Origin of the sequence: Nostoc sp. KVJ3 (genome assembly GCF_026127265.1) — a bacterium.
GTDB lineage: Bacteria > Cyanobacteriota > Cyanobacteriia > Cyanobacteriales > Nostocaceae > Nostoc.
The window spans coordinates 873,564-886,815 of sequence record NZ_WWFG01000001.1 but is presented as its reverse complement, the minus strand read 5'-3'; the positions used below and the strand labels follow the sequence as shown (position 1 = coordinate 886,815).

The following is a 13,252-nucleotide window of genomic DNA, read 5'->3' as shown; positions in this document are numbered from 1 at the left end:
CTTAAACCTGGGAAAAGGTAACTTATATTCAGGTTTTTCTTTTGTGACTGTTCAACTATTATACGAAAATTTGGTTGACGAGCCTCTACAAGAAGAGGGGAATTCACAATGGAGACAATTTCAAGGTAATTTGCCAGCTAGCCCGATTCTTCTTGACCTATATCGCCGTTGGCAATTATTATATGAATTAATCTACGAATCTCGCTACATAAATGTAGGTTTACGCCAATCTCAGCCAAGGGATGAAGATATCAAAATTGATGATGCTGATGTTACCCACTTTTCCGATGTAGATTTTTATAAAGTATGTGATGAGTTACAGAAACAAATCGATATCTGGCTAGATGCTGAAGAGTTCCGCCACATTGATCGCCAGTTACGGATGCAGTTGAGCCGCGATGATGAAATCCGCTTTATTATTCAAAGTGAAGATATATTGCTTAGGAAACTACCTTGGCATCTTTGGCGTTTTTTTTCTGATTATCCCAAAGCAGAAGTTGGTTTAAGTTCCCTCGAATTTGAAACTAAAACTCAGGTTAAAAATCACCCGCCACAAGTAAAAATATTAGCAGTTTTAGGTGATAGTAAAGGAATTGATATTGACGCAGATCGGAAGATACTAGAGAGCTTTCCCTCTGCTAAAATAGTATTTTTGGTAGAACCAAAACATTCAGAATTAGATACACTACTTTGGAATAATCAAGGATGGAATATTCTATATTTTGCCGGACATAGTTATAGCAACCCTGGAGAAAAGACTGGTTATATACATATAAATAAAAATGAATATCTAAATATTAATTATTTGACTAACGCTCTGAAAAAGGCTTTAAAAAATGGGTTGCAAATAGTAATTTTTAACTCTTGTGATGGCTTCGGATTAGCACAAAAATTAGAGGATTTACATATTCCCCAAATTATTGTTATGCGTGAAAGAGTACCGGATAAAGTAGCGCAGGAGTTTTTGAAGCACTTTTTAATAAACTTTGCTGAAGGCCAATCATTTTATTTATCAGTGCGACAGGCACGGGAAAAGTTACAAGGTTTAGAAAGTGAATTTCCGGCTGCTAGTTGGTTGCCAGTAATTTTTCAAAACCCAGCAGAAACATCACCTCTTTGGGACAAGTTAAGAGGTAATAACCAAGAATTAAAGAAATATATTTCATGCTCATCATCTCAGTTAACAATTAATTATAAAATAACTTTAATTGTTAGTTTGATTGTCACTATTTCCGTGACATTAATTCGAGGCTTTGGGATATTACAGCCTTGGGAAATGAAAGCATTTGACCATCTAATGCAGATGCGATCGCCAGAATCAGAAGATAGTCGTCTGTTAATTGTTGGCGCAGATGAAAAAGATATCCGCACCTATGGTTATCCTCTACCAGATGCTGTAATAACTCGACTTTTGGACAAATTACAACAGTATCAACCCGCAGCTATTGGTTTGAACATTGTCCGCGATTCACCTGTACCAATTAATGATATCGTTAGTCATAAAGCACTCATTAATTATTTCCAGAAAAATCAAAACCTGATAGCTGTATGTGCATTGAATAACAGTCTCGAACAAAGCACTGCACCTCCATCTCAAAGTTCAGAAATTCCAGTAGGTTTTGTTGACTTATTTGACGACCAAGATAAAATAGTCCGTCGCTATCTTTTATCCCGTAGCGAAAATCCGATATCTGAGGTCTCTCCCTGTATTACCAAATATTCCTTTGGCTGGCAATTAGCATATCAATATCTCAATGCTAAAAAAATTCCAGTAGCAACCTTCAAAGATGATTGGAAATTCGGCGCATTTGTCATCAAGCATCTGGAAAAATCTAGTGGGGGCTATCAAAACTTAGATGCACGGGGAAACCAACTGCTGATTAATTATCGCCATACTCTAGACCCCATTCATATTGCTCAACAAGTTACCCTGAGAGATATTTTGAATGCCGATCGCGATCGCTTTAATCCCGCTTGGGTGAAAAATAGAGTTGTCCTCATCGGTGTAGTTGCACCAAGTGTCAAAGATCCGCATCAGACATCTTATGGTGAAATGCGATCGCTTTACATCCACGCCCATGTCGTCAGCCAATTACTCAGTACGGCCGAAGACCACAGACAACTATTATGGTGGCTACCAAAATGGAGTGAAACCCTATGGATATTTTGCTGGTCATTGACGGGAAGTATTGTGATTTGGCGTGTCAAAATCTCACTTCACCGAGGCTTGGCACTTGGTATATGCAGTGCTATCTTATACGGAATCTGCTGGAGTATTTTCTCTTTGGGTGGGTGGATACCACTGATTCCCGGAATCATCGCCTTGGTCGCGCCCTGGGGTGTTATTTGGTTAGGTAATGCCGTTTACAACAAACAACAGACATGAAACAGGTTGGGATTTTTGTCAGGTTTATCTGTAGTGGGATTTTGATGTTGGGTACACAAGCACTCGAACAACCAAATTTATCTGCAACTTCACCGCCACCACAACCACCTACAACAGGTACGCCAAAAGGAAATTCAACGCCTGGAACGACCCGCCCAGCGATCGCATGTAAGCAAACGAGTAAACCTCTGACGGCGCTTAACGCTAACGATGGCAATGATTTTACAGCCTCTCCATATCCTAGCTTTTGGTTTTATATACCTTACAGCCAGGACGATATACGACACGCCGAATTTATACTACTCGACGCCCAGGAACGCACAACTATCTATCAAATTACAGTTAAATTAGCTACCAAAACAGGACTGATAAAAATTAGTCTGCTTTCCGGGTCAAAAAATTTGTTGCAACCAAATCAGAATTACCGTTGGTACTTGATGTTAAATTGTCAGGGTAGTAATAGCGATGAACCTGATGCTGTTGTTGATGGATGGATACAATACAAAGTTATTAATAGTAATCTTTTGCATCATCAAGTACATAAGTTATATAAATATATTTTTTATACTAAAAATCATCTTTGGTATGATGCACTCAATGATTTAGCACAATTGCATTTTAAATATCCAGGTGATGCTGAAATTCAAGGAGCCTGGATAAATTTACTCAAACAATTAGACAAAGAGTGGGTAGCACCAGAACAATTTGTTGATGCTGTAAGTGTTTCAATTCATGAGTAATATAGCGGTTCTCAGTTGAGTGAGGTACAAGAACCCCACCCCCAACCCCCTCCCCGCAAGCGATGAGGGGGCTATGATGTACCTTGTATGATTGGGAAACGCTATATTATTTTTAATGGAAGCTATAAATCAATACAGTTCAGTTAAGCATTTCTTCCCTCTCTTCCCTCTCTTCCCTCTCTTCTCTCTGTGTCCTCTGCGCCTCTGCGGTTCGTAAAAAAAGAGTTTTAGCCTTAAGTGAACCGTATTGAGCTATAAATAATAAGATAGGCTTATCGCCTACCCTATAATATTTTTGATTGATTTACTTACTTATAAATCTCGTTTTACTTGTAAAGTATGCTTTTTTCCCAGCAAGGCAAATATTAGCAAGCCAATTACGCCAGATGGTTCCGGTACATCTCTAATAGGTAATGTAGGTGGTTGTGGTGGCAGTATTACTGGTGGTGTTACTGGTGGTTGGACAGGTGGCGTTACTGGTGGTTGTATGATTTTTGGTGGTGGTGGTGGTGTATCCAAATGACCGCGAAGTGCGATCGAATCGTTTAAGCATTCTTCAAATAAACTGGCGATAAAATTACCACTTGGTAAAAGAGACCGAGAAAACTTAAAGCCAAATAATTGAGAACCTTGGAAAAGACCTTGGCCAAACCCTGCTGAATATAATGAATTACTATCTAACAAAGTTACATCACCCAAGCGATCGCCAGAACCAATTACATTGGGTACTGATTCTGTATTCAAAGAATAGGTATAGCGTCCTCCTGTATAGCGAGGATCGCCACCCCAATAGGTATCATTCCAAGCTAAATCTCCAACATTAGCTGTTCGCTTTTGCTTCGCTGATAAGGTGTTGTAATAACGACCAAAATTTCGATAACCTGCATTCTGGGTTTCAACCCCAACACCAAAAACATTCTTGTAAACACCGAGTCCTACTTTGGAATCATTGCCAGGTGCAAATCGAATACCGAACAATTGCCGATTATCGTTGGAAGTACCGAATTGACTATTACCAGAGAAATCGAAAAATAAATCACCCCAACCAATGTTGCCGTTAGATATATTGTAACATTGTTTACCATTGCAGACTCTGGACATATTGTAGCCATCTCGACTCATATTCGCGTTGATGCCAATCCAAACATCATTACCATCATCTTTAATACCAATACCAAAAATATCAAAAGCACTTCCGTCACTTGTATCCAGCGCATCACCCGCAGCATCACGAGCATACATCCAATCAGCTGCAAGGGTTGCTTTATTTGCAGTCAGTATAAGTGACAAAGGTAGTAGAAAACAGAGCGACTTTATCAATCGAATTGGCTGAATCTTCGGTCTGTTGGAAAACATAGCAAAATATCTCCAATCAATGATTTGGAATCTAAGTAACAAACTGCAATGGATTGATTTAAAAGGCTGAGGAAATGAATATCTTTTCCTCATGAAATAAGATTAGTTTTTAAATGCATATTTTTGAAACAGAATAAACACTTAATCAAAAATAAAAATAAATCAAATCACAAAATAGATGAATCAATATTTATTAATTTGTACGGTATTTATAAAAAACTAAAAAATATTTCTCCAAAAAATCTCACTACCCTCATATTTGATTGAGGTTGTTCCCAATTAGATCATTAGGGGGCTAATTCTCAATTATGGCTCCATCTATGGAGGGTATTTGTAGAGATTTTTTCCAGTAGTTACAAGTAGCCTCTGTTATGAGCGATCGCACGATCTCACTAAAATTATTTTCCCAAAAATCATACTACCCTCATATTGCCTTGAGACTGCTCCCAATAAATATATTAGATTTATCTAAAAAATAGGTTGTGAAGCTTGATTTAGCCAGGATTCCCAAAATTTTTTACAAAAAAATCATACCACCCTCATATTTGCTTGAGAGTATTCCCAATTAGATAAGTAGAAACCAATCAAATCTCTGAGCAGGAGCAAAATGCAGCTAGATACACCTTTGGGAAAAGATGAGACTATTCAGAAAGAACATGAATTCAGCTACTCAATGCTACTTTTTTTCCTAAAATCCCATTTTTGGTTGACTAACAAGAGACTAATTGTAAATGCACCTAATGTTTTGCTGGTGATACCTACAGGTAATGACACAGTTACCTATCCCCTACGAGCTATAGGTGGAGTTCAAACCAAAACCCAGTTGAAGTTTATGTCACTTCTGGGTGGTGTTGCACTTTTATTGATTGGTCTTTCTCTTATTAAATCGGTTGGAATTCTACTTATTCTATTGGGAGTCCTTTCTATAATCGGAGCATTCCGAACAGTAATTGCCGTTGCGTCTGGTGGTACTGGAGTAGTGGAATATTCTCATCTTCCTTGGGAAGCTGCGGATGCGAAGAAAATGATCAGGGAGCTAAATCAACTTATTGCAGAAATCTAGGCTTCTTGTATTGAAGATAAAGTCGTATCAATTCTGAGGGTATATTGTTGCCAAGCGCAATATACCTGATATCAAATCTTGCCTATTGCAAGATTTTTTGTAGCCGTTCAGAGTGAGAAAAATTAGAAAAACTACCTTGAAAAATTGTCTAAGTAAAAGTGAGTAGAGAAATGAAGAGAGTGTTTATCTTAGGATTTAGTTTAGTTATTTTGGGTAGTAATCAATTATCAGCAGTAGCTGATAATCGGCAGCCAACAAATACTGAAATCAATCAGTTAAGGCAGGAACTTCGTGAAGAAATCCCTAAACTTCGGACTTATAAAAAAACAGGCCCAGAAAATTGGTCAGATTATCGAAAGACAAGTGAAATTCAAACTCAGGAGGATTTTGTTAGAACTTGGTCACGGATAGCTCCTACTGTTGCACCTTTTCTTGGAGAATGGCAAGGACAAGAAGCGTGGCTGATGATTTACCCATCAAGGGTTAAAAATCAAGTCTGTATTATCTTTATGCCAGGGGATACAGAAGATGTAAAATTTGCTGTTAGTTCTGTTTCTAACAAACAAATTCGCTTTCAATTGTCGGGAAAGCCTAATGTTATTATCAAAGAACAAGAATTTTTAGGACTTATAGATGTTTTGCCTGAAGACAATAGAGCCAAACTGTGGTTACATACTTATCCCAAGCTTTTAAAACATCCGAGTAGTCAAATTTATAAACGGAATACAGCCAAAATACTCTCACAATTTAATGCTGCTGGCTGCACTACTTCAAAACCATGAGGGTAATCAAATTATTTAGATATGTAGGGTGCGTTACGCGAAACGCTAATGCACCCTACAAATAATCGTCAGTCTGCCCTCATGTAGAAAGAAAGTATAGGAAGAGTTGGTTAAAAAAATTAGCTGACTGGATAAGTAGTTGACTGAAAAATCCAGACAAGCCAATCATAACTTTTATTGGCAGTCATCAGAGTAAAGACTAAAGAAAAATTTGATTGAAAAATTGTAAAATCATGAAACACATAAAACTATTACATAAAAACAAAGCAGTACTTAGCCTGAGTATTAGCCTAGTAGTTATAATCGCTGGATATTTACCTACTCTGGCATCTTCTCAGCGATATCCTAGTAATGGAGAAATGCAGAAAATAAAAAGCGACTTTATTCAATTAATTAAACGATTTCAGCAAAATGAAGCTAATCGCGAATATATTCGAGACCGTCGGACTTCCGCACAAAAACATGAAATTCAATCCTTTGTAAAAGCCTGGTTAGAAGTAAATCCAAACATTACACCTTTCCTTGGTCTTTGGACGGGATACGAACAGACTGTGAGTATTTATCCATCAAATGTGAAAGGTAAAGTATGCATTATTTCCACAGAAGAAGAACTAGCAAGTTTTACTGTAGGTACTGTATCTAACAGACAAATACATACTCGTGGTGTTGCTACATATATTAAAGAAGGCAATTATTTAGGCATAGCTGTTGTTATAGATAATAAACCCCAGCTAAACGTCACTTCCCCTTTAGCTAATCCAGAACCACTTAAAACACCTGTCGAGTTAATAAAACACCTTGCAATCGATGCGAACCAGATATCTACAATTGCTCAGAGTTTTAAATCACATGGTTGCATTTTTTCACGTCCAAAATAAGACTGTTAAATAGGAAACTGGAAAGTATTTACAAATTAGGCGATGAATTATGAAAATAAGATTTACATCTTGCATTGGTCTGAGTTTAGCACTTGTATTTGCTAGCTCATCACCAGCCTTCACACAATCTCAACAAGAAGATACTTCTGCTATTCTAAACTTAGTACGACGTGGCTATGGCCCAGTTAATAGTGTTGTGATTATTGATAACTATGCCACACTAGATTATCTTCTTGGACAAAATAGTGGAATAGTGACTTTAAAGCGTCAAAATGGTCGCTGGAAAATTATTGATGGTCGTCCTCGTAAATTTGATTATTGTGGTGAAGTTAGTTGCTTAGTCAAAAAGGGAGTTCCTCGCCAAATTGCTAACCAACTTTTTACTAAGTTGTCAGCTTCCCGACGAAAGCAAAGTAACGAGTTAAAATCCTTTCAACAAGCTTGGTCTAAAATTCATAGTAGTGCAATACCTTTCTTGGGATATTGGGAAAATGGTACTTTTCCAATACCAAGTTCTGTATTAACCGTTTCAATTTTACCTTCTTATACACCTAACAAAGTTTGCGTCGTCGGAATTACAGAAAATTCTCAGTATGTAGAGATTGGTACAGTTTTTGGGAAAACTATTAATACAGAGAATGACAAACTTTCTTTTGTGAAAGGCTTATCAGGAGTCTACGACACTATTACATCTCAAAAAAGAGAATTAGACTTGGCATCCATAGCACCACCTAACAATTGGTATTTCAGTGCAGAAACGAAGAACAAATTACAGCAAGCTGGCTGCACTACTTCTCTACCAAACAGACGCTAGTAGCGCTCAAATAAAACATGAAAATTACCATTTTCCGAAAAATACTTTTCTTGCTATCTACTACAGGATTACTTGGAATTTTAACATTATCACCTGTGAAGGCACAGACAGTTTGCCAAGTAACAGATCCTACTGGAACTCCACTAAATGTGCGCGATCAACCAAATGGTCAAGTAATAAATACTCTTAAAAATGGGAGACAAGTCGATATTATCGAAATATCCTATGATAGCCAAAATCGTGCTTGGGCTAGAATAGGCGGCTCTTACAAGGGTAAATATAGAGTCTGGGGCTACGTAATTAGAGAATTTATTAGCTGCTATCAGCAATAGAATTCTGGCTGATGTCAGTTAAGAATACCAACTTTGCTTTGACTATGTGATTTTTGTTAATAGTCATAGGAAGCGATCGCACTTTATTTCCCAGCCAGTTAAGTAATGTCATTTCAAATCTAGAAGCAGTGAATTAATATGCAATATTCAACAAAAACTAAATTTTTTAACAAAACACTTTCTGTTTTCATGACAGTACTTTCACCTGTAATTTTACTGACATCCGTTCAAGCAAAAGAACAGATACCTTTATCAGAAACGCGCTGTTTACAAAAATCTGGATACCAGCCAGCTCATAAATTTTCTCCTGAGATCAGAGAAGTAACTATTGGTAATCAACTATTTGATTCTATCTTCTCATTAGGTGTAAAAAACTTCAGCGAGTATAAAGCCTATATCGTTTGTAGAATACCAGTCAACAAACAATCACACAATACAGAATTTAGAGTCAAATTTGGGATAAAAGACGATGCTAATTATGAAACAGCTAAAAAAACTAAAGTAACTTTCTTTTTAGATGGTCAAGCTGTTGAATCTCAGATATTACAAATTGGACAAATTGCTACCCAAAATCTAGAGGTGAGTAAAAATAATAATATTTCAATAGAAGTTACTTGTACACAAAAACTCTACACTTTAGATTACTGTCCAGCAGTTGAATTTGTGGAAGCATCATTTTTCTGATTTTTAGTTATGACAACTAAACATTTGAAATATCATTTCTGAATTCATGCCACTATTTGCTCAAACAATCATTGTTTATACAGAAAAATAGTCAAGGATAAATACCTGTGAATTTTGAGTCAACATACCAATCTAAATCTAGCAAGAGTCAATTTTATTATCTAACGTTCACTCTTTTTAGTACATTCTTAATTTTAATTCCATTTACAGCTTTTGCTAAGGCTGAATATAAAGTTGCTTTACCAACTACACATTGTGTTAAGGAACCAGCTTTAGATAATAAGCTATCTATTAATACTGAAGAAGTTACAATTGGCAGACAACTTTTTGATTCCATTTTTTCTTTAGCAGTAGGATATTCTTCTGATCGATTACTTGTTATCTGTAGAATACAGTCTAAGGATTTACCAAGGTTCTCAAAATTTAGCACAACATTTGGTATTCAAGATGATGCTGATAATGCTCATTCACTTATAGCCAAAGGCTCTCAAACAAAAGTGAGTTTTTATCTAGATGGTGAACAAGTTGCTTCTCAAACTTTAAAATCTGGACAAATAGCTGCACAAAAGCTAGATTTAATTGGTAAAAAAAATCTGGCGATAGAAGTTTCTTGTGCAAGAGGAGGTACTAACTGCCCTGCTGTTAATTTTATTAATGCCTCTCTATTTTAGTAAAAAATCACAACTTATAGTCCTGATATTTAGCATATTTACGAGGAACAAATGAGAAGAATTGTAAGATTAGTTGCAGGTTTTTTGTTTGTTGGTTTCGGAGTCATGACTTTGCAAAAGCCAGCAGAAGCAGTGAAAATTTTCCGTGCTAAAACTCTAGATATTCCATGTGAATTTGGAGATGTTAGCCTTGATAAAACATTAGTAGCTTGTGGAGGTAGTACCGAAAGTTCTGTTCCTGAGAGTTTTGCACATCTTATTGATGTATCAGAATTGAAAATTATTAGCAGCTTTAGATATGGACATTCTTTTGGAGGAGCCTCTTATACAAGTCTAAGCTTTGGTGCTAGCGGTAATTGGATTTTCTTAAAAGAGGTAGAAAATCGGCGAAAAGATGATAGTGTGTGGATACCTTCTACTGGCGTAGTTAAACATAATGCATCGAAGGTTGATCGTATAGATGTCATGCATCCAAATGGTAAGAAAGCTTTCTCTGTAAATGATAAAGGCATTGAAGTTTATAAATCAGAAAATTTAACCACTGGTGTACCTAGTAGTTTTATTCCCTTATCTAATAGTAGTAACGATCAGAGACAAGAAATTTATATCCAAAAACTTTCAATCACTCAAAATGGAAGATTTTTGGTAGGAAGAATAGGCTCACACGATCGCGCATTTTCTCATTCAGATAGGGTGTATGTTTGGGATGTTGAATCAGAACGTTTTCTTTATGCAATTAAGGCAGATATTTTTGCGCTGAGTTCGGATAGTACAAAATTAGTGACTTCTAATTATTATAGAAAAGAAGTTATGGCAGAAAGTGGAAGAACGATTTTATTATGGGATTTAGCTTCAGGAAAGCTACTTAAACAAGCGAAAACTCGTAAAGAACAATATCACGATTCTCGCATACGTCAAAATATCTTCATTGATCATGGCGGGATTGTCTCTCTTGCTATTAGCCCAGATAATAACTTAGTTGCTTTTGCTCACCTAGTAGCTGATGACATGAATGGTTATCTTTTTACTAACGGGATGGGAGTTGTTGATATGCGTTCTGGAAAGGAAATATTTTATCAAGAATTAAGTTCGCCCTTTCTAGCATTTATAGATAATGGGAAAAAACTACTTGCTGGAGCCAAAAAACTGACTATCTTCCAGATTAATTAAGAGTAAATAAAAATTCTTGAGTAATAAGTTACCAAAAATGCGCCCTCTCAAACTTGAAATAATTTACCTGGAATACCATTATGACTTCCCCACAAACAAAGACTAACCTTGTACCTTGGCAATGGGCTTTGATTGGCTCTGGTTCTACACTAATACTTGTACTTGCAGGTTTTGGACTCTGGAATTTAGTCACATCAAAATCTCCTAGCAATTCTTCTGTCTCACAAAATTCTGGACAGCCTGCTTTGAATTCTACAAATACATTAGCTAGTGTTGCATCAAAATCTCCTAGCAATTCTTCTGTCTCACAAAATTCTGAACAGTCCGCTTTGAATTCTGCAAATACAGTAGCTAGTAATGATACTATCAAGCGTCTACTTGGTCGGTGGCAGAAAACAGGAGAGATATCTATGATTTTCACTCCTGAAGGTAAAGCATTCATGTTTGCTTCCAACCAAGCTGGAGAGTATCGATATCAAGTCAATGATCAGACGCAACCAAAGCAATTACTTTTATCAGATTCAATTGGTGTTTCACAGACAGCAACGATAAATTTTGAATTTACATCAGATGGTCAGTTACAACTTAATGTGTTTGGGAATGCAGTGCTTTTACAGAAAGTATCTGATATGGTATCACTTCCTTCAGAGATTACGGTTATAGAAAAGCAACCACTAGCAAAGCAGCTGAACGGAGTACACAAAGCGAAACAGTCAGAGGCAAAAACATATATTGGTAGCATGAATCGCGCACAACAAGCATTCTTTTTGGAAAACAACCAGTTCACCTCCGACTTAGACAAGTTGCAAATAGGCATGAAATCCAGTACAGAAAACTACGCTTACAGCATCGTTGCAATTGATGACAAGCGTATTGTCCAGAATGTAGGATTAGCGAAAGCAGAAGGTCTTAAAAGCTATACAGGTATAGCTTTTGTCAAGAAGAATGCCTCAAATGGGGAGACAATTACCCTCGCCAAGCTCTGTGAAAGTATCCAGCCAACTCGTGAAATGCCACCGCAACCAAAACTATCAGGAGATGATATGCAATGTCCTGCTGGCTATGTTGATTTGAACCGCAACTAAATTCTTATCTATCACTTTTCTGATGATGAATACTTCAATATTTCAACGGTTTTCTAAAGCAACAAGCTCTTCCTTTATAACGCTCATCTTATTATCTATAGTTGCTGGATGTTCTAGTTCGCCTTCCTCTACTCCTACTCAAGCCAATACAGGAAATCCACAACAGCCAACTATTCCTACACCTACAACACAAGCTTTAGCATCACCTACTCCGTCACCTACTCCATCTCCAAGCCTCGTTTTAGAACAAGAAATCGTAGCAGAACGTGGAGCTAAAATAAGTGCTGGAATTTTTAGAGGCGGTTACGCAAATTCTGAAAAGCATTTTGAGATTCCTGGAGGAATTGGTGAAAATGCTGGTATCACAATTGATGTAATGAGTTCGACTGATGGTAAAACACCGGGTTCGACTGATGATAAAAAACCGCATATTTACCGTTTAATAGTTAATAACTATACAGGCAATCTTGTTAGTATTGAGATTATTGGTGGATCACAACCTATAGAAGTTCTTCGAGACAACCAAGAGGCATTAAAGTTCGGAGAACTAGGTGAAGCATCACTTGGTTCTCAGACATCAAAGGTAAAGGTTATAGTCAAAGCTGTTTCACCTGGGTATAGTAAGCCATTTCAGCTTGAAGGGAATGGCAAAATTTGCGCGATAAGTGTATGCGTTGGTACTTCATACACTCCTCGTAGTATAGGTCATCCAGAGAATATGGAGGTCTCGCTTGATAATAGACTCAAACACCCAATGAAAGTACAGATAAATGACCAAACAATTACACTGTCAGCTAATGGTCTCGAAAATTTGAATTTATCAAAGACTAAATCTGTCTCCGGTATGATTAGTTTGGACTCTCTGTAAAATGATTTTCCTGCTGATGGAGGAGTTGAAATTGGGGCAAGAAAATAGTCTGTGCAATAGCAAAATAATCATCAATAACGTTTATTTCAAGATAATCGAAGACTCACTGGACTCTGGAATTTAAGAAATAGGAAAGATGTATTAACCTGGCAATGTGGTGGACAAGCAAATGCAAATGCAATTAATGCCAAAGAAATAGCTGAAGTTTGGATAATGTATCATCAAATAATCAGTATAAAATGGGTTGATAATCATTATGTTATGGTAGTTAGCCCAACTCAGCGAGGTGTACAATTTATTCAATTTTCACGTCGAGAACACCGAGATTTGCTACCATTAATTGTCATCACAGAGAATGGGAATAAAGTTCCTGTAATGGCGCAGTAAGTAAATAACTAATAAAATCAATGTTCAAAACATTTA

General features: G+C 36.8%; 14 protein-coding genes. 13 read left to right on the top strand and 1 reads right to left on the bottom strand.

All coding sequences use genetic code 11. The annotated features are described in order from the left end of the window. Window positions 1-43: 43 nt before the first annotated feature. Window positions 44-2,386: a CHASE2 domain-containing protein gene (locus GTQ43_RS03715; RefSeq protein ID WP_265270865.1), complete on the top strand. Its 2,343-nt coding sequence runs from the start codon at window positions 44-46 to the stop codon at window positions 2,384-2,386. Then, entirely contained in the window at window positions 2,383-3,126 is a 744-nt protein-coding gene (locus GTQ43_RS03710) for a DUF928 domain-containing protein (protein WP_265270864.1), read from the top strand. The genes GTQ43_RS03715 and GTQ43_RS03710 overlap by 4 nt, the downstream gene beginning before the upstream one ends. 312 nt (window positions 3,127-3,438) lie before the next feature. On the opposite strand, the gene GTQ43_RS03705 is transcribed toward GTQ43_RS03710, so the two are convergent. Further along, on the bottom strand, window positions 3,439-4,482 hold the full coding sequence (locus GTQ43_RS03705) for an XDD3 family exosortase-dependent surface protein (protein ID WP_265270863.1): 1,044 nt from the start codon (window positions 4,480-4,482) through the stop codon (window positions 3,439-3,441). Window positions 4,483-5,089: 607 nt separating this feature from the next. Between GTQ43_RS03705 and GTQ43_RS03700 the strand changes: the two genes are divergently transcribed. The 11 genes from GTQ43_RS03700 to GTQ43_RS03650 all read left to right on the top strand — a co-directional run bounded on the left by GTQ43_RS03700 (window position 5,090) and on the right by GTQ43_RS03650 (window position 13,216). Next, window positions 5,090-5,545 carry a hypothetical protein gene (locus GTQ43_RS03700; RefSeq protein WP_265270862.1) on the top strand — a complete coding sequence of 152 codons (456 nt, stop codon included), beginning with the start codon at window positions 5,090-5,092 and terminating at the stop codon, window positions 5,543-5,545. A 170-nt stretch (window positions 5,546-5,715) separates the two neighbouring features. Then, window positions 5,716-6,327 (top strand): hypothetical protein, encoded by a 612-nt coding sequence (locus GTQ43_RS03695; RefSeq protein WP_265270861.1) that lies wholly within the window; start codon window positions 5,716-5,718, stop codon window positions 6,325-6,327. Window positions 6,328-6,560: 233 nt separating this feature from the next. Then, on the top strand, window positions 6,561-7,205 hold the full coding sequence (locus GTQ43_RS03690) for a hypothetical protein (protein ID WP_265270860.1): 645 nt from the start codon (window positions 6,561-6,563) through the stop codon (window positions 7,203-7,205). Between the two features lie 49 nt (window positions 7,206-7,254). Further along, complete coding sequence (locus GTQ43_RS03685) at window positions 7,255-8,019, top strand: hypothetical protein (protein ID WP_265270859.1); 765 nt, start codon at window positions 7,255-7,257, stop codon at window positions 8,017-8,019. A 17-nt stretch (window positions 8,020-8,036) separates the two neighbouring features. After that, a complete protein-coding gene (locus tag GTQ43_RS03680; protein ID WP_265270858.1) occupies window positions 8,037-8,351 on the top strand; it encodes an SH3 domain-containing protein in 315 nt (104 codons plus the stop codon). A 138-nt stretch (window positions 8,352-8,489) separates the two neighbouring features. Further along, on the top strand, window positions 8,490-9,035 hold the full coding sequence (locus GTQ43_RS03675) for a hypothetical protein (RefSeq protein WP_265270857.1): 546 nt from the start codon (window positions 8,490-8,492) through the stop codon (window positions 9,033-9,035). 107 nt (window positions 9,036-9,142) lie between these two features. After that, window positions 9,143-9,706 carry an NPCBM/NEW2 domain-containing protein gene (locus tag GTQ43_RS03670; RefSeq protein WP_265270856.1) on the top strand — a complete coding sequence of 188 codons (564 nt, stop codon included), beginning with the start codon at window positions 9,143-9,145 and terminating at the stop codon, window positions 9,704-9,706. 51 nt (window positions 9,707-9,757) lie between these two features. After that, window positions 9,758-10,876, top strand: coding sequence for a WD40 repeat domain-containing protein (locus tag GTQ43_RS03665; protein ID WP_265270855.1), 1,119 nt, complete (start codon window positions 9,758-9,760; stop codon window positions 10,874-10,876). An 80-nt stretch (window positions 10,877-10,956) separates the two neighbouring features. Continuing rightward, the gene (locus GTQ43_RS03660) at window positions 10,957-11,961 is read left to right on the top strand and encodes a type IV pilin-like G/H family protein (protein WP_265270854.1); all 1,005 of its coding nucleotides are present in this window, start codon (window positions 10,957-10,959) and stop codon (window positions 11,959-11,961) included. Window positions 11,962-11,983: 22 nt separating this feature from the next. Next, window positions 11,984-12,829: a hypothetical protein gene (locus GTQ43_RS03655; protein WP_265270853.1), complete on the top strand. Its 846-nt coding sequence runs from the start codon at window positions 11,984-11,986 to the stop codon at window positions 12,827-12,829. 213 nt (window positions 12,830-13,042) lie between these two features. Next, window positions 13,043-13,216, top strand: a complete 174-nt coding sequence (locus tag GTQ43_RS03650; RefSeq protein WP_265270852.1) for a hypothetical protein — start codon at window positions 13,043-13,045, stop codon at window positions 13,214-13,216. Window positions 13,217-13,252: the final 36 nt, after the last annotated feature.

What these genes read in the sequence shown, in the direction of transcription:
- GTQ43_RS03710 (WP_265270864.1), top strand. Translation starts at nt 2,383, where the DNA reads ATGAAACAGGTTGGGATTTTTGTCAGGTTTATCTGTAGTGGGATTTTG.
- GTQ43_RS03705 (WP_265270863.1), bottom strand. Translation starts at nt 4,482, where the DNA reads ATGTTTTCCAACAGACCGAAGATTCAGCCAATTCGATTGATAAAGTCG.
- GTQ43_RS03685 (WP_265270859.1), top strand. Translation starts at nt 7,255, where the DNA reads ATGAAAATAAGATTTACATCTTGCATTGGTCTGAGTTTAGCACTTGTA.
- GTQ43_RS03690 (WP_265270860.1), top strand. Translation starts at nt 6,561, where the DNA reads ATGAAACACATAAAACTATTACATAAAAACAAAGCAGTACTTAGCCTG.
- GTQ43_RS03695 (WP_265270861.1), top strand. Translation starts at nt 5,716, where the DNA reads ATGAAGAGAGTGTTTATCTTAGGATTTAGTTTAGTTATTTTGGGTAGT.
- GTQ43_RS03650 (WP_265270852.1), top strand. Translation starts at nt 13,043, where the DNA reads ATGTATCATCAAATAATCAGTATAAAATGGGTTGATAATCATTATGTT.
- GTQ43_RS03680 (WP_265270858.1), top strand. Translation starts at nt 8,037, where the DNA reads ATGAAAATTACCATTTTCCGAAAAATACTTTTCTTGCTATCTACTACA.
- GTQ43_RS03665 (WP_265270855.1), top strand. Translation starts at nt 9,758, where the DNA reads ATGAGAAGAATTGTAAGATTAGTTGCAGGTTTTTTGTTTGTTGGTTTC.
- GTQ43_RS03675 (WP_265270857.1), top strand. Translation starts at nt 8,490, where the DNA reads ATGCAATATTCAACAAAAACTAAATTTTTTAACAAAACACTTTCTGTT.
- GTQ43_RS03660 (WP_265270854.1), top strand. Translation starts at nt 10,957, where the DNA reads ATGACTTCCCCACAAACAAAGACTAACCTTGTACCTTGGCAATGGGCT.
- GTQ43_RS03700 (WP_265270862.1), top strand. Translation starts at nt 5,090, where the DNA reads ATGCAGCTAGATACACCTTTGGGAAAAGATGAGACTATTCAGAAAGAA.
- GTQ43_RS03655 (WP_265270853.1), top strand. Translation starts at nt 11,984, where the DNA reads ATGATGAATACTTCAATATTTCAACGGTTTTCTAAAGCAACAAGCTCT.